The following is a 22,280-nucleotide window of genomic DNA, read 5'->3' on the forward strand; positions in this document are numbered from 1 at the left end:
AATGTTTAAATATTTGGAGTCAATTCAATACTAAATTCTATACGTGCAGTTTAAGATGTAGACGGGTTCGAGATCCTGAATAGGAATAAAGGCCAAACTGTGGTACTCTTGGTCAGGATCATCAACAAAGATTTTCCATTGTTCCATGATCCAAGGGATCAGGACCACTGCTGGCGCAAAATTGATTAAATCTGTAAAGGTGGATTTTGACTGTAATTGTTCGCTGTCCGATTTCAAGCTTAATTCCTTGTCCTGACAACATCCTTTCTTACAGGAATCACCGTGTTTATGGGAAGCTTTGTCCTGGCATTTTGAACAATTAGGACAATTCTCATTTGATACTTTGGTGGATTGATCTAGCGATAGAAATGTCGATTTTCCACAATGGTGGAGATAAATTGTTGCCCCCGTACTGCATACAGAATAAATCATTAGGAGTAATATGGCAATAATTTTTCGCATAGATTATCCAAATATAACAATTGTTATGGGAAAATGTTGATAAATTATTTTAATTAATTCTTGCGTGTAAAAAAATTGGTTTTTATATTGGACTCAACTTAATGTAATAAACCTAATAATTTATGGAAACTTTAGCTGCACATCCAAACTTGCTGTATTTTGGCGTTATAGGCTTAACATGCGCTGCGGGCTTGGTATTTTTCGTTTTCAACAAAATCTTAAGAAGAGTAAATTAATCTCGGGAAATGCTGCCCATAAATTCCAATCCTGTAAATATTGGAATTTATGAAGAGGCTGTGTCATAAATGATATGACCCCAAAAAGTTGGACGGATTTACAAAATTAAGTTTTTTCTAGGAGAGCTCGGTATTCCACCGGGCTCTTTCCATTTAGTCTGTTTTTTATTCTTTTATTGTTGTAATAGTAGATATATTCTTTTACAGAATGGATAAACTCGTGGGCTGTCTCAAAGGTTTGTGAGTATAGTAATTCTGTCTTTAAGATTGCAAAAAAGTTTTCGGCCACTGCATTATCTAAGCAATTCCCTTTTCTGGACATGCTCTGTATAATACCTTGTTTCTCTAAAGCCTTTCTATATCCATAATGCTGATATTGCCAGCCTTGATCAGAATGAAAAATAAGCCCCTTTGTGTCTTTAGTTTTATCAAAAGCCTTATATAACATCTCCTCTATCATCTTCATATTCGGGCTTTTGGAGATACTATAGGAGATAACTTCTCCATTGAACATGTCAAGTATCGGAGATAGGTAGATCTTCTCGCCTTTGATGTTTACCTGAGTAACATCTGTAGCCCATTTCTGATTAGGGGAACTTGCCTTGAAATTCCTTCCCAGTATATTGGGAGCAATTTTACCAACCTCACCTTTGTATGATCGATAGCGGACTTTCCTGATCTTACATTTCAGGTCCAATGTTTCCATTAATCTTTGAACGGTCTTATGATTTATATGATAACCCAAGTTCTTCATTTCGGCCGTTACCCGTCGATACCCATATCTACCTTTGTGCAGGTGAAATATGCGTATAACCTCTTCCTTTTCTCTCTTGTATTTATCTCTACTATTTAGGCGTTTGAGATGATAATAAAATACCGAACGAGCCATCTGTTTGCAATCCAATAGAATTGCAACATCATGTTCAGACCTTAGTTCTTCAATGGCTTTTGCCCATTCATGCGTTCGCGGGCTTCTCTTTCCTTGACTAAGGCCTTGACTTTTTTTAATAATGCAATCTCGGCTCGTAAACGAGTGTTCTCCGTCTGGAGCTTCTCTAGTTCTGTTTCAGGCTCATGCTTCTTCGATTTACTCATATCTTTAGGCTGTCGTCCACGATTTTTTTGTTGATGTAATACAGCATACCCATGGATCCGTACCAATTTCACCCAGCTCTCTAAAGCACTCTTGCTTACTCCATACTGTAGAACAACCTGAACTAAAGGTACTTTTTTTTCCAAAATAGTCCTTACAATTTCTTCTTTGAAATCAGACGTGGCTCGGACATTAGGCTGCTTGAGTAGCCCCCTTTCACCATAAAGATTATACTTCCGAACCCATTCCAATATCATGCCTTCTCGGATACGAAGCTCGCGGGATATGCGCAGTATCGGCTTCCCGCCTTTCACTTGAGAAACGATATCTAGTTTCTCCTCAAATGTGTGTTTTGCCATAAATAGTGAACCCCAAAAGTTTTTGTCTAACTTTTGGGGTTCACTTCAAAAAATGATACAGCCTCTTTTTTTTGGAAGGCTTAATTATGCCCTCTGAAAAAATAGATTTTGGTCTTGGTTTAAGTGAGGTTTAAGTGAGGTGTAAGTGACTTGTAAGTGCATTAAGTCACTTACAACTCACTTACATCCCACTTGGAATTTACTTGTACAGCATTCCTATTTTGGAAATTGTATTTCTGAACTAAAAGAAGATTATTTTATGCTTTGAATAAAACCCGAAATCTTGTCCAAATAATTATCGGCTGCCAATAGTTTTACGAATGCTGTCCCAACAATGGCTCCATTCGCATAGCTCGTTGCTTTTCGGAATGTATCCCGATCATGGATACCAAATCCAATTACTACCGGATTTTTCAAATCCATGTCTTTAATTCTTTTGAAATAGGCTTCCGATTGATCCTGGATAGCCAATTGCTTACCGGTAGTCGCATTGGAAGATAGTAGGTAAATAAAGCTGGTAGAAAGATCATCGATCTTACGGATTCGTGCTTCCGAAGTCTGTGGAGTTACCAAAAAGATATTGCTGATTCCATTTTCCTTAAATACATCCTGGTAAAGTTCTTCGTATTCATACATCGGTAGATCAGGGATGATTGTTCCGTTTACACCGACCTCCTTACATTTATTACAAAAATTCTCTACCCCATATTGAATAACGGGATTTACATAACCCATTAAATAGACAGGAATGGAAACCCTATTCCGGAGGTCTTTTAATTGTTCAAAAAGAATGTTCAGGGTCATGCCATTTTTTAGGGCTTCTTCCGAACTATGCTGTATAGTTGGTCCATCGGCCACAGGGTCGGAATAGGGGAAACCGATTTCCAAAAAATCTGCACCTGCTTTTTCGAGCGCCTCGGCAATATCCAAGGTGCTGTCCAAGGATGGATAACCGGCGGTAAAATAGATGGATAGCAATCCGTTTGCTTGTTTATTTATCTGCATCATGGTTAAAAGCCAAAGTATTTCATATAATTATCAAGATCCTTGTCGCCACGTCCGGAAAGACAGATCACGACGGTTTCATCGCCTTTAAAAGTCATCTTCTCCAAATGCGCTAAGGCGTGCGAGCTTTCGATCGCTGGGATGATCCCCTCCAATTTGGTCAGAAGTAGTCCCGCATTCATCGCTTCCTCATCGGTAGCACTGACATAGCTGCCTCTGCCAGACTTGAACAACCAAGCATGTTGTGGGCCAATACCAGGGTAATCGAGCCCGGCCGAAATGGAATAAGGTTCAATCACCTGTCCATCTTCGGTCTGCATCAGGATGGAGCGACTGCCATGTAGCACGCCTTCATGTCCCAATTGGGTGGTAGCAGCTGATTCGCCACTGTCAACACCATGACCTGCGGCTTCCACAGCTATGATCTGAACATCCTCTTCATCCAAAAAATGGTAGAACATCCCTGCAGCATTCGATCCTCCGCCTACACAGGCCATCACGATATCTGGGGTCTCTTTTCCGGTTTTTTCCAATAGTTGCTTCCGGGTTTCTTCAGAAATGATGGACTGAAAGCGCGCCACCATGTCGGGATAGGGATGTGGTCCAACCACCGAACCGATGATGTAGTGGGTATCCACCGGATTGTTTATCCAATCTCTTAAGGCTTCATTGGTCGCATCTTTTAATGTTTTGCTGCCCGAAGTGGCCGCAATGACCGTAGCTCCCATCATTTTCATCCGGGCAACATTTGGCGCCTGACGCTGAATGTCGATCTCGCCCATATACACCACACATTCCAAACCTTTCAGGGCGCAGACTGTCGCAGTTGCCACACCATGCTGCCCAGCGCCGGTTTCGGCAATGATCCGTTTCTTGCCCAGTTTTTCTGCCAAGAGAATCTGACCGATGGTATTGTTGATCTTATGCGCTCCGGTATGGTTCAGGTCTTCACGCTTCAGGAAAATATTGGTACCGTATTTTTCCGATAGCCTTTTTGCTGGATACAGAGGGGATGGACGGCCTACATAATCCCGTAATAATTGTTCAAACTCTTCCTTAAACGAAGGGTCTTCTATGATGGAAAGGTATTGTTGTTGTAATTCTTCTACATTGGGATACAGCATTTCGGGGATGTATGCTCCTCCGAATGGGCCATAATACCCTTTTTGGTTTACTTGATATTTACTCATGGTGTATGGTTTTCAATGCTTCTTTTATTTTTTCGATATCTTTTAATCCCGGCTCGAGTTCGAATTTGGAGTTTAGATCCAGGCCAACTAATCTGGCATCATCAAATGCCAATGCCTCGGAAAGGTTTTCTAATGAAAGTCCGCCACTTAGGAAATAAGGCTTTTCATAGGGATAGGATGTTAATTTTTCCCAATTGAAGGTATAGCCTGTACCGCCGTAGGCTGCGCTCTTACTGTCGAAAAGGAGGTAATCTACCTGATCTAGAAAAGGAGCTACCTTAGACCAGTCGAAACCCTCATCAATGCCAAATGCCTTGATGACTTCCATACCTAACCCTTTAAGGTCTTTTGCCAATGCCGGGGATTCATCGCCATGCAATTGGATGACCTTCAGGTCGTATTGTTTTATTGCCGACGTAATTTCCGAAAGGCTGGCATTTACAAAAACGCCCGTTTTCTTTAATCCTGGAGCATCTGCTAATGTCGACAGGTTGCCCACATAGCGAGCGGATTTCGGATAAAAAATGTGGCCAATGTAATTAAGAGGTAAGCCAGCCAGTTCCTTGATATTCTCAGGGTCTCGCATGCCACATACCTTGATCAATATATTTCTCTTAGGCATTTATCAGTTTTTTAAGGCTCTCTTCTGCTTTTAATCCCAATAAGGATGCTTCGGCTTCATAGTAGCAATCGGCAAAGCTTTTTTCCGGATGGAAAGTTTTGATGGCGAAGGCGGCATTGCTCATCACCACATTGTTCTGTACATCCGTACCTTCACCTTGGATGATCTTCTTGAAGGTATTCGCCGATTCTTCGACCTGATCTCCACCGGCCAGATCTGCCGCTGCAACAGGTTGGAAACCTAATTCCTCCACCGTATAATAATTCTCACCCGCATTATTGATTACTTTGAAATCGCCGGTCAGGGATATTTCATCGTATCCATCCATGGAATGGATGATGCTATATTGTTTATTGCTGTTCTGATACAGGTAGGCATATAGCCTTGCCAGTTCTAGATTGAACACCCCAACTGATTGGAATTTGGGGTTGGCAGGATTAGTTAATGGACCGAGCATATTGAAGAAGGTCTTTACCCCTAATGCCCGACGGATTGGCGCCACGGTTTTCATGGCAGGGTGGAAGAGTGGGGCATGCAGGAAACAGATATTGGCCTCGTCTAGCTGTTTCTTTAAGGCGTCGCTGTCTGCGGTAAAGGTATAACCTAAGGATTCCATCACATTGGAAGATCCACAGCCCGAGGATACACCCACATTACCGTGTTTGGCTACTTTATAGCCAGCACCCGCTACGACAAAGGAGGATAAAGTGGATATGTTGAAGGTGTTTTTTCCATCACCACCTGTACCGCACATATCGATCAGGTCATAGCCATCGAAATCCAGCTTATTACATAAGTCGTACATGGCATCGCGAAAGCCGCCCAATTCTTCTACGCGGATGCTGCGCATCCCATAGATGGTCATGAATGCCGCGATTTGATGCGAATCGTATTTGCCGGTCGCGATATTCGTGAGGATATCGTACGCTTCTTTTCTTGTAAAAGACTTATATTCAAATAAATGGGCTAAAATTTCTTTCATATCAGTGCATAAAAAAAGGCTTGCCTAAAAGGCAAGCCCGCTATTTTTTGAGTTCATTAATTCATTCAATAGGTCATTGCCACAACATTAATTGTTGTGCCACCACCAAATTGTATTGAACTGTTGTGCTTTCATTGTTAATGAAACAAATATCAACGATTGTTTTGATATTTGCAAGAAATCAAATAAAAAAATGATTTTTTGTTAATAGGTGACAAAATGAGCCATCTCTTCCCCTTTAGAAACCAAGGTAAATGAAGCAATTTTTCCATCCTCCACATAAATGCTGGTCACCAACCGGTCCTTATGGTAAAGGAAGTACATATTGTTCACATCCATATCCTCTGGATCGATATCCCGAACCTCCTTACGTGGTAATTGACTGTAGGTCTTATATTGTATATTCTCCAGTTTTTTGGTCATCAAATTGATTCTGATTTCCTGAAGACTAACTTCCAGGTAATCATACATCTCATCGGAAGGATCATTTACCGTAACATATTGACTAAGGATCACATCCAATGCATTCTCTTCGTTTGCTAGGTCATGTATAAAATTCTTGACCAAGGATAGATTTTCCTTGCTTGATTTGCTTTCCATATGCTCCATTTTAGCCTGATTAGGTTTTGCCTGTGCGAAAGAGATCAAAGGGCTGATGGACAATATCAAATACAGTAAATGCGGTTTCATGTTTAATTTATTTAGAATCTTTGACCAATAAAAACATAAAAGGATTAAATAAAAAGCGCCTCTTGATAAAAAGGCGCTTTTTATTTGAATTTAATATTCATCTTCATTGAAAAAGAAATCATCTTTTGTCGGATAATCCGGCCAGATTTCCTCGATGTTCTCGTATGGTTCACCATCGTCTTCCAACGCTTGAAGATTTTCAATCACTTCAACAGGTGCGCCAGAACGGATAGCATAATCAATCAATTCATCTTTGGTAGCCGGCCAAGGAGCGTCTTCTAAATGCGAAGCTAATTCAAGTGTCCAATACATATCTCTTTAATTAAGTTACATTTTTCGCAAAAATAATATTTAATTTAACTAATGCAAGAAATTTCCCCTTAATTCTTTGTTAATGGGTGTATGTATCAGATAATCAGATTTCTAAAATGAAAAATTTATTTACGGTTATTGTATTCCGTCCAGGCTTTATTCATTTTTTCGTAGACTTCCTGCTCAAAACTCTTATCGTTATCATGCAGTTTCGGGTCGGTCTGTATAGGTTTTAATACCGTGATTTCAATTACGCCGGATCTGGATCCATATGTTGATCCATCATCAAACATAATTTTCCAGGCATTGTGGATCACCACGGGAAGGATGGGGATATTATTTTCTACCGCCATTTTAAAGGCGCCGGCTTTAAAAGGATGCAGTATCGGCGGATAACCATCGTCTATTTTTCCTTCCGGGAAAATAACCACGTTTTTTCCCTGCTGTAGCAATTCGGTCGCACGCTTGTATGCTTTAAAGGAGGATATCTTACTTTCTCTCTTAACAGGAATATCGATCGTACGGAAGAATATCCTGGTAACCGGATTGTCCATCAATTCGATCTTTCCAATAAAAGAAAAAGGTTTTGGACACAAGTAGGTCAACGCCGTAATGTCCAGTATAGATGTATGGTTCGGGCAGATGATGTAATTTTGGGACCAATCTACCGGTTCTTCATAATGCACTTTAATCCTTATACCCACCAGGTATAAACTGGTCACACTGATCCATTTACGGAACCATACAATAGAGTTGTAATGCTTTTCCGGGTTTTTCGCTAAAAAATAAAGAATAGGGTAGCTGAGGATGTAGAAAAATAGTACCGCAGCGAAATAGAAAAACCTATGCATTTTTTAGTATTTAGTAGTAAGTATTTAGTATTTAGACCTGTTTTGAGTATTTAGTAGTAAGTATTTAGTATTTAGACCCTGGCGGCTTAATAAATCATTTAAAACTTTAAAATTATTTAAAAATTCAAAATCTTTTTTAACAAACATAGGTCTAAATACTAACTACTATATACTAACTACTTCTAGAAGACATAGGTCTAAATACTAACTACTATATACTAAATACTAGCGAGCGATAGCTGCGCTATCGCGACATTTCCGCATAGTATTTATGGAACAATGGAATTGTTTCGATACCTTTCAGGTAGTTTTCAATGCCATATTTTTCATTAGGGGAGTGCAGGTTGTCGCTGTCTAATCCGAAACCTAACAATACGGTTTTAATACCTAATTCTTTCTCGAATAGAGCAACGATTGGAATCGAACCACCACCACGAGTAGGGATAGGTTTTTTGTTGAATGTTTCTTCAAGTGCTTTCTCTGCTGCTTTATAGGCGATGCTATCGGTAGGAGTAACCACAGGCTCTCCACCATGATGAGGTTTTACTTCTACTTTTACAGATTTTGGAGCGATGGCTTCAAAATGGTCTTTGAATAATTTCGTGATACGCTCAGAGTTTTGGTTAGGAACCAAACGCATAGAGATTTTTGCGAAGGCTTTAGAAGGTAAAACTGTTTTTGCACCTTCACCAATATATCCACCCCAGATACCATTTACCTCCAAAGTAGGACGGATACCTGTGCGTTCGATCGTTGTGAATCCTTTTTCGCCCCATAATTCCTGAACACCTAAATCTTCTTCATAGGTTTCGATATCAAATGGCGCTTCGTTCAATGCTTTTCTTTCTGCTTCAGTCAATTCCAACACATCATCATAAAATCCAGGGATAGTGATGTGGTTGTTCTCATCATGCAAAGAAGCGATCATTTTAGCCAGGATGGTTGCTGGGTTTCCAACTGCTCCACCGTAAACACCAGAGTGAAGGTCGCGGTTTGGTCCTGTTACCTCTACCTCTACGTAAGATAGTCCACGTAGACCTGTTTCCAACGATGGGCTTTCCAAGCTGATCATCGAGGTGTCCGAAATAACAATCACATCAGCTTTTAAACGTTCTTTATTGGCACTTACAAAAATACCTAAGTTGGCCGAACCAACTTCTTCTTCACCTTCGATCATGAATTTAACATTACATGCCAAAGCATTGTTCTTCATCATGTATTCGAAAGCTTTCACGTGCATGTAGAACTGACCTTTATCATCAGCTGCACCACGAGCATAGATTTTACCATCACGTACGGTAGGTTCAAATGGTGGAGTCTCCCATAGTTCAATAGGATCTGCCGGTTGCACATCGTAGTGTCCATAAACCAAAACAGTAGGTAAAGATGGGTCGAAGATTTTTTCTCCGTATACAATTGGGTAGCCTGCTGTAGGACAAATCTCTACATTATCTGCTCCCGCATCTTTAAGTTTTTGTGCTACAAATTCCGCGGTGTTCAATACGCCTTCTTTAAATTGAGGGTCTGCACTTACTGACGGAAAGCGCAATAATTCAAATAATTCTTCTAAGAAGCGATCCTTATTTGCTTCTACATAGTCTTTGATATTTTGCATTTTTAATGGGTTTTTACAAATGTAATGAAATATATTTTAGTAAGGCTGTAACAAATTGCCCCTAGGGTCGACAAATGAAATGAATTGAATGGATCAGCTAGCTATCCGATTGCTGTTAATTATTTGTTAAAACGAAATGCTTTTAACCGTATTTCTCAGTTTTGTGATAATTTTGCGTACCATTTAATCCTTTGAACTTTTTTATTAATTCTATGAAATTTTTTACAAGCGTTTTTCTAACCCTCTTTTTCGGTTTGATCTCCTTGCAGACTTTTGCCCAGAAAAAAATTACTGGAGAGATTCTTTCAGAAACCGACAAAACAAAACTTAGCAATGCCAGCGTGATGCTATTGCAGGCTAAAGATTCCATTTTGGTGGATTTTGCCCGAGTAAATCAAGATGGTAAGTTCAGTATCAACAATCCAGATACGGCAGATTACCTATTGATCGTAAGCTATCCAAAATTTGGTGAGTACTTCCAGAACATCAAAAAAGGAACTGGTGATTTGGCATTGGGACAGATCAATTTGCAATCCGCCGCCAGTTTGATCGAAGAAGTTTTGGTGACCGGAAAGATTCCGGTCGTGGTCAAAGGGGATACGGTCGAATATGACGCATCCAGCTTTGCAACGGAAAAGAATGCGAAGGTGGAGGATCTTTTAAAGGTATTGCCAGGGATTTCGGTCGATGCGAGTGGAAAGATTACCGCGCAGGGTAAGACTGTAGAAAAGGTATTGGTTGACGGAGAAGAATTCTTCGGAGACGATCCTACCTTAGTGACCCGTAATATCCGTTCAGATATGGTGGATAAGGTGCAGGTATATGAGAAGAAAACGGAAGCGGCTGAACGTACAGGTGTGGATGATGGAACGCGTGTGCAAACCATCAATGTGAAATTGAAAGAAGAAGCGAAGAATGGTATGTTCGGAAAAGCGGAAGCCGGAGGGGGTACCGATGGTGATAATGGTTTCTACTTAGGAAAATTAGCCTTAAACCGATTCAAAGGATCGACTAAAATCTCCGCTTTTGGAGTGGGTGCCAATGATGGAACTATCAGCTTAGGTTGGGAAGATGAAGAGAAGTTTGGAATGGGCGATGGTGGAATAGAGGTTATGGAAGATGGAGGGGTAAACTTCAGCTTCGGTGGTGATGCTTTTAGCAATTGGAATGGAAAAGGACAACCGAAGGCTTTGACTGGTGGGGTATCTTATATGGATGCTTGGAAAGACAAAAAGCATAAGTTGAACTTAAGCTATAAATATGGTCAGATCGAAAACAATTTTTCGGATAATTTTATCCGCGAGACGCCAACCGAAGGGGGCTATTTGAACAGCAATACCACCAATAATAATCAAACGGATGCGAATAGACATCGTTTCAATACCAAATACGATTATGCGATCGATTCATTAACGGCATTGACGCTAAAGGTTTCTGGCTCAAGAGAAAAGAATACCAATAGTTTAATGGTAAATGGGGAGACTTTCCAGGATGGTACAAAAGTATCGGATAACAGTAGTGAGCAACGTGGGGAGACAACAACCCAAAACGTTTCCTATGATGCCTATCTAACTCGTAAATTCAAGAAAGAAGGCCGTTCATTGGCTTTGCGTTTCGCAGGTAATAATTCAGAAGACGAAGGCGATCTTTTATTGGAATCTGAAAACAACAATTATGCTTTGGGAACTTCCCAAGTAATCGATCAATTGAAGAATAAGACATCCAATTCGGATAACATTGTTTCTTCCGTGACGTATACAGAACCTTTGGGCAAGCTTTTCAGAACCTCATTCAATTATGAGTTTGCATCCTCTAAAACCCATGCCATTGTAAATTCCTTCAATAAGGATGCAAGTGGTGGCTATACGGTATTGGATGATGAATTCAGTAATGACTTCAACTTTAACACCACCCGCAATTCCGGAGGAATCGGTTTTGGATATAAGACGGAAAAGATCGATGTGTATCTGAATAATGTGCTTCGTCATGATGACTTGAGCCAAATGAACAATTATGCAAATACAGGGCTGAGCAGGGATTATCTGACCTATAACCCGAACGCTTATTTGCGATACAACATTTCAAAATCTAAACGTATTAACTTAAATTATAGCTATCGCAATAGTTTGCCTTCGCTGTTCCAGATTCAACCATTACGTCAGAATACGGACCAGATGAACGAATATTTTGGTAATGAAAACCTGGTTCCTTCCAAATCAAGTAGCTTCGGGTTAGGGTTCAACTCCTGGGATATGATGAAAGGTAAATATATCTACCTATGGGCAAATGCAGGACAGACCATCGATGCGATCCAGACCAATGTGGTGATCGAAAAGGGAGGTTTAAGGAAGCTTTATTACGAGAACATGGATAAAAACTCCACCAATGTATCTGTTTATGGAGGTGCCGGATTTGATCTGATCCGTAAATGGCAATTAAAATCCAACTTCAATCTGAATGCCTCATACAATAGATACTATAATTATATTAACGATAGAACAATTGCGAATCCTACTGATGAGTTTGCGGAGAACGTAAATGACAATTTTAATTACGGACTGAGCATCGGTTTTGAAAGAAACACGACGAAGAAAGTAGATTTCAACTGGACCTTTACACCAGGGTTCCGTACCTTGAAAACTTCGTTGAACCCAGAACGTAACAGTGACGGATTCACCTTCAACAGTGATCTGACGGTGAAAGCTTACCTTCCTTGGAAAATTACCTTATATGGAGAGGGTACTTATGACTATGAAGCACCTACGGATGCTTTACCTGAACGTTTCGAACGTATTCTTTTCAAACCGGGGATTTCCAAGAAATTCTTGAAAAGTGAAGGTCTGATCTTAGACTTTTATGTAAATGATGTGTTCAATCAGAATAAGGGGTTCAGCAGATCGCAGTACAACGGAGCGATTACACAGAATACCTACAACACCATCTCCAGGTATTACATGTTGAAGTTAACTTGGGAGTTCACTAAAATGATAGGAGTAAATTAATCATGAAAAAGCATTTATATATAGCCGTTTTATTTTTTCTAGGCCTAGGTTTGCAAGCGGCGCAAGCACAATACGCCTATTTCCCAACTGAGGGAGCAATTACATACGAAAAGACCATCCACATCAAGAACTTGATGAGACGTTATATGAACAGTTTAAAGGACGGGGATATGTCACGTACATATATGGAACAAATGGTATCAAAATCTCCGGAAACAGCTGTTTTAGAAAGGAAATTATCATTCCGTGGCAATGAAACCTATTTTGAACCGATGCCTCGTGAACAGAACCAACTGGTTTCCCAAATGCTGATGATGTTGGATAATGGGGCTAAGGTCTACCAAAACCTGGAAAAAGAACAAGTATCCATGGCGATGGATTTTGGTGGTTCTGCCATCGTTGTTCAGGATAGCTTAACGGACGTAAAATGGAAGATTACCAATGAATACAGAAACATTGCTGGCTACGATTGCCGCCGTGCGAATGGAATTACCTTAGATTCAGTGTATGTAGTTGCTTTCTATACGGATCAGATCCCTACATCAGGAGGACCGGGAAGTATCCATGGTTTACCAGGGATGATCTTAGGGTTTGTGGTTCCGGAGCAGCACTTCAACATCTACGCAACCAAAGTGGAAATGACCGCGCCTACCATTAAGACCGATATCTTCAAGAAAAAAGATAAGCCCAATACCCGCAGAGAGGTCAAGGCTAAAATGAAAGAAGTTATGGGACAATGGATGACCGATAAACAGATTGATCTCATGATGGCCAGTCTATTCCTATAGACGAGGAGCCAATAGCTAAAAAAGCCCGATTCAATGGAATCGGGCTTTTTTATTTTCAAAAATAAGCAAGCTTATTTTTTACCTTCGTTTTTCTTAGAAGTTACTTCGTTACGAATTTCTTGTGCTAATGTTTTGATGTCTTGTAAACCTTTACGCACGCGTGTTCCAGCAGCAGAGTTACCGTTGTTGAAGAATTTTTCTGCGTCAGCTTCGATAGAAGCTACTAGCTCTTTTAATTTAGTGTAGTTTTCCATTTTTTAATTAATATAATTTTAGTTTTTCTTAATTAATTCTCTAATATATCATAAATATACAAAAGGAATACAAACAAAGCGAATTTTGTAATCTTTTTTTATGTTTCAAAACACCGTTTTGAGGCAATTACTCCACAATTTTCAATTCGTCGATGATGTTTGTTGCTCCAGCAAACTTGTCGATGATGAACAAAACGTATCGAATATCTACTGAAATTGTACGTTGCAATTTAGGATCGAAAATCACATCACCAGCCATTGCCTCGATGTTACCATCAAAAGCTAAGCCAATAAGTTCGCCATTGCCATTCAATACAGGGGAACCTGAGTTACCACCTGTGATATCCTGATCACTCAAGAAGTTCACCGGCATGTATCCAGCTTTGTCTGCATAACGTCCATAGTCCTTATTTTCATATAGTTCCATTAAACGTTTAGGAAGATCGAACTCCTCGTCACCTGCTTTATATTTCGCGATCGTACCTTTCAAGGTCGTGTAATTATTTACTTTGGCATCGTTGCGAGCATCCTTAGGAAGGGCACGAATGGTACCATAAGTTAAGCGTAAGGTAGAGTTTGCATCTGGGTAATATTTTCCTTTTGGATCCATTTCCAATACACCTGCAATGTACTTACGGGTAGCCGCTTGGAACTTATCCGTCAATGTTGCCAACTCCGGATTGCTCTCACGACTTTTTTCTACCAATGCATTAGAAATTTTTAACAAAGGATCATTTGTAACTTTCGATGCATCTGGATTTTTCAAATAAGCTTCCAATTTCGCTTTAGAACCGAATATACTGTTGTCAAACGCTTGCTGAACATCTGCTTGGAAATTACCATTGTTTTTGTTTGCCATCTCGCGGATGTATGGAGCAATGTTTCCTGCTTTTGCAGCATAAAGATTCAACTCATCTGCCAACACATCTACTTCCAACGGCATATAGGCCTTATCGTAATTGTCATTGATGAACGCTTGTAAACGTGTAGCTAATTCTGCACGTTTTGCTTGGTCTAAGCTAGCATATTGTTGCAATGCAGAACTTAATGAATAAGGTAGGGAAGCAAAAGTAGAAGAACGCATCATGCCTGTTAAATAGTTATCATGTCTAGCCTTTTCATTGGTTTTTGCATAATATTCATTAATAGTGCTGATCACATCGCCATATTCTGCTTTATTAGCCGCTTTGTTCGCCCATTTGTTGAATTTCTTCTCTTGTTTTGCTTTTGTAGCTGCGGTCTTGTGCTTCGTTAATGCATCGATCATCCCTTGTCTGTTTTTCCAATAGTTAGCAACACCAGAATATTTAGAGGCATAATTGATCTTAACAGCTTGGTCTTTATCCATGTATTTTTTCATGGCATCCATACCCACTTTCGAAGCTTCCACCCAAGCCGGGTAAGCGAATTTCACATTCTGATCGATACCTGCTGCATTCATCCAACGGTTGGTACGGCCAGGGTATCCTAAGATCATGGAGAAATCACCTTCTTTGATCCCTTTGATGCTGATCGGAAGGAAATGTTTTGGTTTCAATGGCACATTCTCTTTGGAGTATTCTGCCGGGTTACCGTTCTTATCACCATATACACGGAAGATCGAGAAGTCACCGGTGTGGCGTGGCCATTCCCAGTTATCGGTATCTCCACCAAATTTACCAATGCTGTTCGGAGGAGTACCTACTAAACGTACATCGGTATAATCTTGGTAAACGAAATAATAATATTCATTTCCGTTGAAGAAAGGACGTACAGAAACCACATATTTACCACCTTCACTATTCTCTGCCTGGATCTTTGCAATCTCTTGGTTAATGATTTTCTCTCTTTCCTTCTCGGTCATCTTATCATTTACCAATCCTAAAATACGTTTGGAAACATCATCCATACGAACGAAGAAACGAACGAATAAAGATTTAGGTTTTAGCTCTTCGCTATGGTTTTTTGCCCAGAAACCATTGGTTAAATGGTCGTTTTCAGGAGTAGATAATTCAGCGATGGCGCCATAACCACAGTGGTGGTTGGTGAACACCAATCCGCTTCCAGATACGATCTCTGCTGTACATCCACCGTTGAATTGTACGATCGCATCTTTTAGGCTGGAGTTGTTAATGCTGTATATCTCTTCAGCAGAAAGCTTCAACCCTTTTTTTTGCATGTCGGCCTCATTCATCTTTTTCAGATACATCAGGAACCACATACCCTCGTCCGCAAACGAGAAGGTGCTAACTAGGGTCAGCACACATAATAATACCAGTTTTTTCATATCAACCTATTTTGTAGTATCACAAATTTAGAAAAATGTTTCGCTATCTTTGCAAGGATGGCATCATTTGAAGATTTTAAACTCAACAAGCAGCTTCTCAATGCGGTTGCAGAAGCAGGCTATACCATTCCAACGGAAATTCAGGAAAAAGCAATCACCCCTGTTCTAGCGGGACAGGACGTGATGGGAATTGCCCAAACCGGAACGGGAAAGACTGCAGCTTATGTACTACCCATGCTGATGAAGCTGAAATATGCACAAGGCAATGACCCTCGGGCGCTTATCTTAAGCCCTACCCGGGAATTGGCTATGCAGATTGAAGAGAATATCCGTTTGTTCTCCACCTACCTGGATTTACGTACCGTATTATTATACGGTGGTCTAGGTCCTAAAACCCAAAAAGAACAACTGGCAAAAGGCTGTGATATAATTGTGGCTACACCAGGTCGCTTCTTGGACCTATACCTAGAAGGAGAGATCAACACCAAAAGTCTCAAATTCTTAGTCTTGGATGAGGCAGACAAGATGATGGACATGGGTTTTATCAGTAAAATCCATCGGATTTTGGAAATCGTGCCACGTAAGCGTCAAAACTTACTGTTCTCGGCCACCATGAGCGAATTAGTTCGTAAGATTGCAGGAGATTTCTTGGAATTCCCAACTGTAATAGAGGTGACGGAACAAGCTACACCCGCCAAAACAGTCGAACAAAGTCTATATCATGTACCTAATTTAAAGACGAAGCTGAATTTATTACAGCATTTCTTTAAAGATGATCAAGCCTTTACAAGGGTCATCGTTTTCTGTAAAACAAAAACAGTGGCCGATAATATATTTGGTTATCTGGAGCGTAAATATGGACCAGAAGCGGTACGTGTGATTCACGCCAATAAAGGACAAAATACCAGGATCAATTCGATTAATTCCTTCAAGGAAGGATCCGTACGTATTTTGGTCGCTACGGATGTGGCAGCTCGAGGATTGGATGTGACTCAGGTAAGCCATGTGATCAATTTTGATGTACCGATCGTTATTGAAGATTATGTACATCGCATTGGTCGTACGGGAAGAGCCTATAATACTGGTGATGCGATTACCTTTTGTAATCCAGCTGAAGAATATTATGTCGTGAAGATCGAAAAGTTGATCAAGCAAACCATTCCAGTGAAGGAGATGCCTGCAGAAGTGGTACTGGAGAAAACACCGTTCGATGAGAAACTAGCAATTGCCCGTGAAATAGATAACCAGAAAAAGAAGGACGATCCTGATTTCAAAGGTGCTTTCCATGAGAAGAAATATGCCATGAAGATGAACAACAGAAAGTCGTCTGGCCGGGGGTCGGGAGCAAAGGGAGCAGGAAAAGGGAAAGGACCTAAGAAAGGGCCTTCAAAATCTGGAAAAAGAAGATGAAATTAACTCCCCTCAATATCACATTGGCCTGTATTATCGTATGGGCAATCTCTGAAATGGGCGATTCAAAAGAACCCTTGTTTTCCTGGGGATGGCTCATTTTGTTGATCATTGTCCTGATTATTCTGGATATCCTGTTCCGATTATGGACCAAGGATCTCAAGAAATTATGGATGATGCAGATTGGCTTTGTGCTCGTAGTGGGGATCATTAGTATATTGATAAAAACACAGTTTTAGATATGAAAAAAGCAGAAATAAAGCTCCAAGTAGAATTGGATGATAAGAATGTTCCAGAGCAGATCCTATGGAGTTCATCGGATGGCGAGTCAAGTGATGAATTGCCGGCAAAGGCTATGTTTTTAGCTTTATGGGATAGCCAATATAAAAATTCCATGCGTATTGATCTTTGGACCAAGGATATGCCGTACGATGAAATGAAAAGATTCTTTTACGAGACTATGCAAACCTTAGGCGATTCTTTCCTTAGAGCATCTGGAGGTGATCCAATGGCCGAAAAAGTAATTGCCGATCTTCGGGATTATTGCGCACATTACGCCGATAAAATGGAGATTTTAGAACAACAGAATTAACTTCAACTATACACATCATAAAGGACATGAATTATTTTTTGGTAAAGTCAGAGCCCTTCAAGTATAGTTGGGAACAGTTTAATAAAGATGGTGAAACTTTCTGGGACGGTGTTCGTAATTATCAAGCGAGGAACAACCTGAAAGCCATGAAAAAGGGTGATCTTGTTCTATTTTACCATTCCAATGAAGGGAAGGAAATTGTAGGTATGGCGAAGGTGGTCAAGGAATTTTACCAAGATCCAACGACCGAGGATGAGCGTTGGGTAGTGGTGGATCTGGCACCTGTTGAAACATTCAAGGTTCCCGTAACCTTGGAAACCATTAAAGCTGATCCGCAATTGCAGGATATTGCCTTGGTTAGACAGGGACGATTATCGGTGATGCCCTTGAAAAGAGAAGAATTCGATCGATTGGTCGCTATGGGTACTGGCGAGTAGATCCGAAAGCATCACTCATTCAAAATCCATGTTTACACAGTGAATAGCCTTATTCACTCATTCTTTTTTAATCTCCTAAATATTTAATTTACCTTTAATAAGGATGTATGCAGACAGGCACAAAGCCCATACATCCTTATTGGCTAATTATATATGCTTTACCATGATAAAAGCGGTAATTTTGGATGATGAAAGCCGTGGCAGCACCTTACTTCAACATAAGCTTCAGGATTTCAGGGAGGTAATTGAAGTGATCGCTGTTTATAACGATCCCCAGGAGGCTTTACAACAAATAAGAAACCTCAAGGTCGATGTTGTGTTTCTGGACGTGGAAATGCCCATTATGAATGGCTTTGAATTCCTGGAAAGCCTTGGCCAGTTTGATTTTGAAGTCATCTTTGTAACCGCCTATAATATCTATACACTTGATGCGCTGAAGGCGAATGCGCTGGATTACCTGCTCAAACCTGTGGATATGGAAGAGCTCAGAAAGGCAATAGACAAACTGGAATCTAAAATTCAGTTGAAAGAGAAGATCCGGAAAATGGATTTTCACGAATCCAAACCAAATCCTGCTTTAAAAATGGCTTTACCGACCTCCGAGGGGATACATTTAATTAAAAGAGAAGATATCCTCCGTGTAGAAGCCATGAGCAATTACAGTGTTTTCTACCTCACGAACCTCTCTAAGATCATGGTATCCAAAACGTTGAAAGAGTTTGAGGTTCAATTGGAGACAGGTAATTTCTTGCGGATAAACCGAAGTATAATCGTAAATTTAGATTATATCATCAAATATAAAAAAGGCGATGGTGGTACGGTGGAGATGATTGATGGTTCAGAACTTGAAGTCTCCGCCAGTAAGAAAAACCTATTGATAGAACGATTATTTTCCACTTAAAACAATCTGTTTTGGCATGCAGGATATTCCTTTTGGTTGTTTTTACCTTTCTGTTTAACTCTACGATTGGACAGGAAAGAACCTATAATTTTCTGCATTTTACGGTAAAAGAAGGGCTTGCCAGTGATCGGATTGCTGGGTTGGCGAAAGATAGCAAAGGGCTGCTCTGGATCAGTACAAAGAGGGGTTTATCCTATTTTGATGGACTCCGGTTTGTAGATGTCAACCTCAATTACGCCAAGGAAGCTTTTTCTAATAACCTGGGTCGAATTTCCATAGACCAAAAAGACCGTTTATGGATCACTACCCATAATCGTGGCCTACTCTGTTATGATCCGTCGTTTCCGCCAGATCAGGCGGTGAAGTCTTTTTATGCAAAAGTCTCCAATGGTGACCTGATCAAATCCGATCTGTACGATGTGCTGGCTGCTAAGTCTGGTCTTGTTTATTTTGGAGGGCAGGAAACCAATCTTCAGGTGTTGAATCCGGAAATTGGAGAGGTTTCTTTGGTTCACTTCCCTGGATTAACACGCCATACCTTTGCCAGTGTTTATTCCTTAGCGGAGGATCAGGAAGGTAATATATGGATTGGTACCCGGTATAATGGGTTACTGAAATATCATCCCAAAACCAAACAAACGTTATACTTCAACCTGGAAAATCCGGGTGAGAATGCGGTGTCCAGTTTTGCGCTTGCACCGGATGCGGTTTATGCAGGTTATTATGATCATGACGTGATCCGCTTGGATTATGACATGAAGCGATTTCAATCGCAATTGTTGCACTGGAACAAGAATAAAGATTTCTATGATAATTTTGCCAGTGCTTTGGCCTACCTTCCGAAGGAAGATCAATTGCTAGTTGGGCATAATGTTAGGGGTATGGAGATCCTTCATAGGCATAACGGTGAGATCGAACGTATCTCCTGGGATAAACTGATGCCCGAGCTTCCTAAGCCTTCCCGGATACAGGAGATTCTGCCGGTTGAACAAGGCTATTGGATCGGTAGCGAATCGGGATTGTTCTTCTACGCCAATCCATTGAATACTGTTTCTACCTTGATTTCTAACCCCAAATATGCAACAGATCCCATTCAACATATCCGCAATTGGAGGGGAGATCCTTGGTATTTTACACAAACCACTTTTGGCAAGATAAGCCCAGATTTTAAGCAAAGACTGAGCAGTTTTTCCTTGGATAGCTTAAAGATTAGTGCCATCCATGCGACCTCTTCAGGCCTATTGTTCTCCACTTACGATAATGGCGTTTATCGTTTCGTGGAAGATAGAAAGAAACTGGAACCCTTGGAAATCATAGGCCATACCCATGGCTTTGGAAAGGCCGATTGCAATAAACTGATCGTGGATACCATCAAGGGAATCCCACATTATTGGATCGGATCCTGGAGCTCAGGACTCTATAAATATAATCTATCGAGCAAAACCATGGAACTTTACCATGAAAAGAATGGATTGCCCAATCAGAAAGTGATCAGTATTGGTAAAGATCCTCGGGGTGATATTTGGATTGGGATGGATGGTTTTGGCCTGCTGTTATTAAAGAACAAGGAACACCCCGATAAGGCTTTTGAACAGTTCCGTTTCAATGAAAAAAAGGAGAATGCTTTAGAATCGAATACCATATTCTCATTCTTTTCCGACAGTGATGATCGGTTTTGGTTCAGCAATCTGCAAACGGGGATAGGAGAAATCATCAAGCAGGGCAACACCTACGAGTTCAAACAATATCGGGATGATCATGCTTTACCATGGTTGCATGCCAAGCGCATGTTAGAGGATGGAAATAAACTGATCTGGATGAGCACATCTGATGGTACCATGGTTTTTGATAAGAAGAACAAACAATTCCATCAACTTTTGCCAGGTAAGGGCATATATCCTGCGGAACATATTCATACCTTTGATGTTTACCTCCGAGGCCAAACCTTGGTTTGGTGCACCGATAAAGGATTGATAATTGGAGATCTTCGATCACTACCTTTCCAACAGCAACCGAAAAACCATAGACCCATCCTGAGTAGGCTTATGGTCTCTCATCAGGATCAATCCTACCGATTGAGAAAGGATAAACTCGTATTCGCCGCCAAAGAGAACAATTTTTCCCTATCCTTTTCGATTCCCGAACAGGCCACCGGCCAACCGTTGAAGTTTGCCTATCAATTAAAGGGGCAGGATGAGGACTGGGTAGTAGCCAACACTGAGCAGACCGCCTATTACAATAATCTCAAGGGTGGAGAGTATGTATTTGCGGTAAAAGTAGGGGATAGGTTTGGGAATTGGTCATCCGAGATATTGGAAATCCCTATCGAGATGAAATCCTATTGGTATGCTACGGGCTGGTTTAAAACCTTGCTGGCGCTTTTCTTCCTATCTGCCATAATCCTGTTCTTCGCTTATCGAATCCATCAGCAAAAGAAAATAAACCGTATCCAAGCAAATTACAATGAAAAGTTAGAGGAGGAATTAGCCTTAAAGGTAGAAACGATAAAAATACAGGCAGCCGACATTGAAAGGGAAAAACAGGATAAGATGGAAAAGGATTTCAAACAGAAGTTGTTTGAAAGTGAACTGAAAGCCATACGCTCGCAGATGAATCCGCATTTCATATTTAATGTACTGAATTCTATTGAGGCTTATGTCGTGGAAAATGATAGCAGGAACGCCAGCAATCTGATCCAGAAGTTTTCCTCCTTGAGCCGGATCGTATTGGAAAATTCCCAATATTCCATTGTTTCCATCAAATCAGAGATCCAATTGGTGCGTTTGTACCTGGAATTGGAACAGCATCGATTCAATCATGCTTTTGATTTTGAAATAGTCTATGGAAAAGCATTGGATGAAGAGATTAAGATCCCTTCGATGCTGATCCAACCTTTAGTGGAGAACGCAGTGCATCATGGGATACGGCATCTGAAAGATAAACCGGGCAAAATCCTGATTCGTATGGAAGTGGATGAAGATCAGGTGATGATCTGGATCTTAGATAATGGCGTCGGATTCCAAAATAAAAAACCGAACAAACCGAATGTTTTTAAATCCACCTCCTTTGGGATCAAGGGAATACAGGAACGGATCCATATGATCAATGAGAATTATCCTACGCCCCTTGCCCATCTATTATTTGATGAAGCACATAAAGAGCCAGGGTACACGACTCAAGTTGCTATTTTCCTACCTCGGAAATAGCAACTCA

The 22,280-nt window shown here is 40.6% G+C and carries 21 protein-coding genes; 8 read left to right on the forward strand and 13 right to left on the reverse strand.

What is annotated here, in order from left to right:
- Positions 1 to 30 precede the first annotated feature (30 nt).
- The 11 genes from VJ786_RS16650 to VJ786_RS11815 form a co-directional block, all read right to left on the reverse strand.
- A complete protein-coding gene (locus VJ786_RS16650) occupies positions 31 to 462 on the reverse strand; it encodes an HYC_CC_PP family protein (RefSeq protein WP_437129018.1) in 432 nt (143 codons plus the stop codon).
- A gap of 342 nt (positions 463 to 804) precedes the next feature.
- Entirely contained in the window at positions 805 to 1,710 is a 906-nt protein-coding gene (locus tag VJ786_RS11770; RefSeq protein WP_336557787.1) for an IS3 family transposase, read from the reverse strand.
- Positions 1,629 to 2,150 (reverse strand): helix-turn-helix domain-containing protein, encoded by a 522-nt coding sequence (locus tag VJ786_RS11775; protein ID WP_336557781.1) that lies wholly within the window; start codon positions 2,148 to 2,150, stop codon positions 1,629 to 1,631. Before VJ786_RS11775 ends, VJ786_RS11770 begins: the two co-directional genes overlap by 82 nt.
- A gap of 252 nt (positions 2,151 to 2,402) precedes the next feature.
- Positions 2,403 to 3,158: a tryptophan synthase subunit alpha gene (gene trpA / locus VJ786_RS11780; RefSeq protein ID WP_099365963.1), complete on the reverse strand. Its 756-nt coding sequence runs from the start codon at positions 3,156 to 3,158 to the stop codon at positions 2,403 to 2,405.
- Between the two features lie 2 nt (positions 3,159 to 3,160).
- On the reverse strand, positions 3,161 to 4,345 hold the full coding sequence (gene trpB, locus VJ786_RS11785; RefSeq protein ID WP_099365962.1) for a tryptophan synthase subunit beta: 1,185 nt from the start codon (positions 4,343 to 4,345) through the stop codon (positions 3,161 to 3,163).
- On the reverse strand, positions 4,338 to 4,967 hold the full coding sequence (locus VJ786_RS11790; protein WP_099365961.1) for a phosphoribosylanthranilate isomerase: 630 nt from the start codon (positions 4,965 to 4,967) through the stop codon (positions 4,338 to 4,340). The genes trpB and VJ786_RS11790 overlap by 8 nt, the downstream gene beginning before the upstream one ends.
- A complete protein-coding gene (trpD, locus tag VJ786_RS11795) occupies positions 4,960 to 5,949 on the reverse strand; it encodes an anthranilate phosphoribosyltransferase (protein ID WP_099365960.1) in 990 nt (329 codons plus the stop codon). Before trpD ends, VJ786_RS11790 begins: the two co-directional genes overlap by 8 nt.
- Positions 5,950 to 6,153: 204 nt before the next feature.
- Positions 6,154 to 6,639, reverse strand: a complete 486-nt coding sequence (locus VJ786_RS11800) for a hypothetical protein (protein WP_099365959.1) — start codon at positions 6,637 to 6,639, stop codon at positions 6,154 to 6,156.
- 90 nt (positions 6,640 to 6,729) lie between these two features.
- A complete protein-coding gene (locus VJ786_RS11805; protein WP_002996718.1) occupies positions 6,730 to 6,951 on the reverse strand; it encodes a DUF2795 domain-containing protein in 222 nt (73 codons plus the stop codon).
- 125 nt (positions 6,952 to 7,076) lie between these two features.
- Entirely contained in the window at positions 7,077 to 7,802 is a 726-nt protein-coding gene (locus VJ786_RS11810; RefSeq protein WP_099365958.1) for a lysophospholipid acyltransferase family protein, read from the reverse strand.
- 244 nt (positions 7,803 to 8,046) lie between these two features.
- On the reverse strand, positions 8,047 to 9,417 hold the full coding sequence (locus tag VJ786_RS11815) for a dipeptidase (protein ID WP_099365957.1): 1,371 nt from the start codon (positions 9,415 to 9,417) through the stop codon (positions 8,047 to 8,049).
- A 212-nt stretch (positions 9,418 to 9,629) separates the two neighbouring features.
- Between VJ786_RS11815 and VJ786_RS11820 the strand changes: the two genes are divergently transcribed.
- On the forward strand, positions 9,630 to 12,419 hold the full coding sequence (locus VJ786_RS11820; protein WP_336557782.1) for an outer membrane beta-barrel protein: 2,790 nt from the start codon (positions 9,630 to 9,632) through the stop codon (positions 12,417 to 12,419).
- A gap of 2 nt (positions 12,420 to 12,421) precedes the next feature.
- Positions 12,422 to 13,207 carry a GLPGLI family protein gene (locus tag VJ786_RS11825; RefSeq protein ID WP_099365955.1) on the forward strand — a complete coding sequence of 262 codons (786 nt, stop codon included), beginning with the start codon at positions 12,422 to 12,424 and terminating at the stop codon, positions 13,205 to 13,207.
- Positions 13,208 to 13,278: 71 nt separating this feature from the next.
- Here the strand turns inward: VJ786_RS11825 and VJ786_RS11830 are convergent, their stop codons facing one another.
- Together VJ786_RS11830 and VJ786_RS11835 are read right to left on the reverse strand one after the other, a co-directional pair.
- The gene (locus VJ786_RS11830; RefSeq protein ID WP_099365954.1) at positions 13,279 to 13,461 is read right to left on the reverse strand and encodes a BF3379 family histone-like protein; all 183 of its coding nucleotides are present in this window, start codon (positions 13,459 to 13,461) and stop codon (positions 13,279 to 13,281) included.
- A 127-nt stretch (positions 13,462 to 13,588) separates the two neighbouring features.
- Positions 13,589 to 15,727: a S46 family peptidase gene (locus VJ786_RS11835; RefSeq protein ID WP_099365953.1), complete on the reverse strand. Its 2,139-nt coding sequence runs from the start codon at positions 15,725 to 15,727 to the stop codon at positions 13,589 to 13,591.
- 57 nt (positions 15,728 to 15,784) lie between these two features.
- Here VJ786_RS11835 and VJ786_RS11840 point away from each other — a divergent pair, with 57 nt between their 5' ends.
- The 6 genes from VJ786_RS11840 to VJ786_RS11865 all read left to right on the forward strand — a co-directional run bounded on the left by VJ786_RS11840 (position 15,785) and on the right by VJ786_RS11865 (position 22,273).
- The gene (locus VJ786_RS11840; protein WP_336557783.1) at positions 15,785 to 17,137 is read left to right on the forward strand and encodes a DEAD/DEAH box helicase; all 1,353 of its coding nucleotides are present in this window, start codon (positions 15,785 to 15,787) and stop codon (positions 17,135 to 17,137) included.
- Positions 17,134 to 17,376: a hypothetical protein gene (locus VJ786_RS11845; RefSeq protein ID WP_336557784.1), complete on the forward strand. Its 243-nt coding sequence runs from the start codon at positions 17,134 to 17,136 to the stop codon at positions 17,374 to 17,376. The genes VJ786_RS11840 and VJ786_RS11845 overlap by 4 nt, the downstream gene beginning before the upstream one ends.
- Before the next feature lie 2 nt (positions 17,377 to 17,378).
- Complete coding sequence (gene gldC, locus VJ786_RS11850; RefSeq protein WP_099365950.1) at positions 17,379 to 17,729, forward strand: gliding motility protein GldC; 351 nt, start codon at positions 17,379 to 17,381, stop codon at positions 17,727 to 17,729.
- Between the two features lie 26 nt (positions 17,730 to 17,755).
- Positions 17,756 to 18,166 (forward strand): EVE domain-containing protein, encoded by a 411-nt coding sequence (locus tag VJ786_RS11855; protein ID WP_099365949.1) that lies wholly within the window; start codon positions 17,756 to 17,758, stop codon positions 18,164 to 18,166.
- Between the two features lie 163 nt (positions 18,167 to 18,329).
- Positions 18,330 to 19,067 carry a LytR/AlgR family response regulator transcription factor gene (locus VJ786_RS11860; RefSeq protein ID WP_099365988.1) on the forward strand — a complete coding sequence of 246 codons (738 nt, stop codon included), beginning with the start codon at positions 18,330 to 18,332 and terminating at the stop codon, positions 19,065 to 19,067.
- 11 nt (positions 19,068 to 19,078) lie between these two features.
- The gene (locus VJ786_RS11865) at positions 19,079 to 22,273 is read left to right on the forward strand and encodes a sensor histidine kinase (RefSeq protein WP_336557785.1); all 3,195 of its coding nucleotides are present in this window, start codon (positions 19,079 to 19,081) and stop codon (positions 22,271 to 22,273) included.
- The last annotated feature ends 7 nt before the right edge of the window (positions 22,274 to 22,280 follow it).

This window comes from Sphingobacterium tenebrionis (assembly GCF_037126265.1).
GTDB lineage: Bacteria > Bacteroidota > Bacteroidia > Sphingobacteriales > Sphingobacteriaceae > Sphingobacterium > Sphingobacterium tenebrionis.